Source organism: Blautia sp. AF19-10LB, from assembly GCF_003461245.1.
GTDB classification, from domain to species: domain Bacteria; phylum Bacillota; class Clostridia; order Lachnospirales; family Lachnospiraceae; genus Blautia_A; species Blautia_A intestinihominis.
Genome location: NZ_QTWS01000086.1, coordinates 1 through 1450, shown reverse-complemented (window position 1 = coordinate 1450; position 1450 = coordinate 1). Strand labels below are relative to the sequence as shown.

3 protein-coding genes are annotated in these 1450 nt (G+C 39.7%); all 3 read right to left on the bottom strand.

Annotated elements, in window-relative coordinates:
- Window positions 1–107: 107 nt before the first annotated feature.
- The gene (locus DWX28_RS19150) at window positions 108–401 is read right to left on the bottom strand and encodes a phage holin family protein (RefSeq protein ID WP_173906388.1); all 294 of its coding nucleotides are present in this window, start codon (window positions 399–401) and stop codon (window positions 108–110) included.
- Window positions 402–503: 102 nt separating this feature from the next.
- Window positions 504–926: an RloB domain-containing protein gene (locus tag DWX28_RS19145; protein ID WP_118254778.1), complete on the bottom strand. Its 423-nt coding sequence runs from the start codon at window positions 924–926 to the stop codon at window positions 504–506.
- On the bottom strand, window positions 927–1450 hold a 524-nt coding region (locus DWX28_RS19140; RefSeq protein ID WP_147342129.1), incomplete at its 5' end, for an AAA family ATPase.

The window sequence follows — 1450 nt, the reverse complement described above, 5'->3', positions numbered from 1 at the left end:
TGGGAACATATAAATATCTATGATTACTTATGGGTCAAGTTAAGAGCTAAAGCAAGGGGGTACGACGCATTGGATAAAGAAAAGAGGATGATCGCTCATCCCCTTTCTCAGTCTTCTTTGTGAAGTTGTTTCACTACCTGGTTCACGTATGTAGAAAGTCCTGCGACCAGGATTCCCTGCGTGATGGCTGTGAATATTTCCATTGCAATGTCCTGCTTTGTGTGGCAGGTGCAGGTCGCAAACAGGTAGACTGCACAGATCAGGATTCCAAGCCCGCCAAGAATCAGCGGAATGTATTTGTCCTTTACCGCCTGTGTCTGTTTCAGTGCGATGCCGATGAAATATAAAACAATGGTTACGATAAGAAGTTCTGGTTTTACGTAATTGGTGAACTGCTCTATGATGGTTTCCCCGCTTTCTGCCGGTGTGTGCCAGTGGTGCCTGGTTTATTGTATGCAGGTCGGAGAGTTTTGACCATAAATTTTACACTCAAATATTAGATATCAAAGCCTTTCTAAATACTCAATCGCTTCATACAATTTCTTATGTAGCATAAGCCAATATTCTATGCAGCCACTTGTCATTAACAGTCTTACTCTGATATTCTGATCCTTTCGTAGTTTTCTAAGTTTTTTGATTATACGATATCGTTCATCCCACTTATTTACATCTTTAGTTTCGACATCAAAGAAAAACCATACTTCATCGATAACTTCTGTATAGTCCCTATATTTAGGATCTTTCTTGAATCGGTCTTCGGCTCGGTCAAACAGCCCTGGTTCTTTTGGATATTGGATCACTGCCACATCACTGAATTTTTTCTTCAGATATTCCGTGTATGCCTGTTCACTCTCTCCCTCACAGAATACTCTTATGATAGCTTTTCCGGTGCCTCTGCTCCCGCAATCTCGTTTCTTTCTGGTCATTTATTCGACCTCCTCAATTTCAAGATCTGGAATAGCTCCATATTTTCCCGCCAGATAGCCTTTGCGAATATTGTCTGCTGTTTTGGTCATAAAATCAGTAACACTGTATAATTCAGACGAACCATCATTTCTGTTTTTATCAGCAAAATAAATCTGATCTTTTCTTAGCAATTCCAAATTCATCAACTCTGTATTATGCGTCGTGAATATAATCTGTGCTCCATTGGGATTACTGTTTTTACTCTGAAATTTTGCAACAATAAAATTCACAAGCATTGGATGCAGTTCCCGCTCTATTTCATCTACCAGAAGAACGCCGCCTCTTTTCAAAACAGATTCAATAGCCGGTGCCAGGGACATTAGTTTTCTTGTTCCGTCGGATTCATCCTCTAATTCCAGTTTGAACAGACCAGCTTCTCCATTTTCCAAAATTCCTTTATGTTTTGACTGAGCCTTTACCTGACTCATTTTTAACATAATATATAACAAGAATTCTCCTACCTCTGCAGGTAGTGAGATGAATT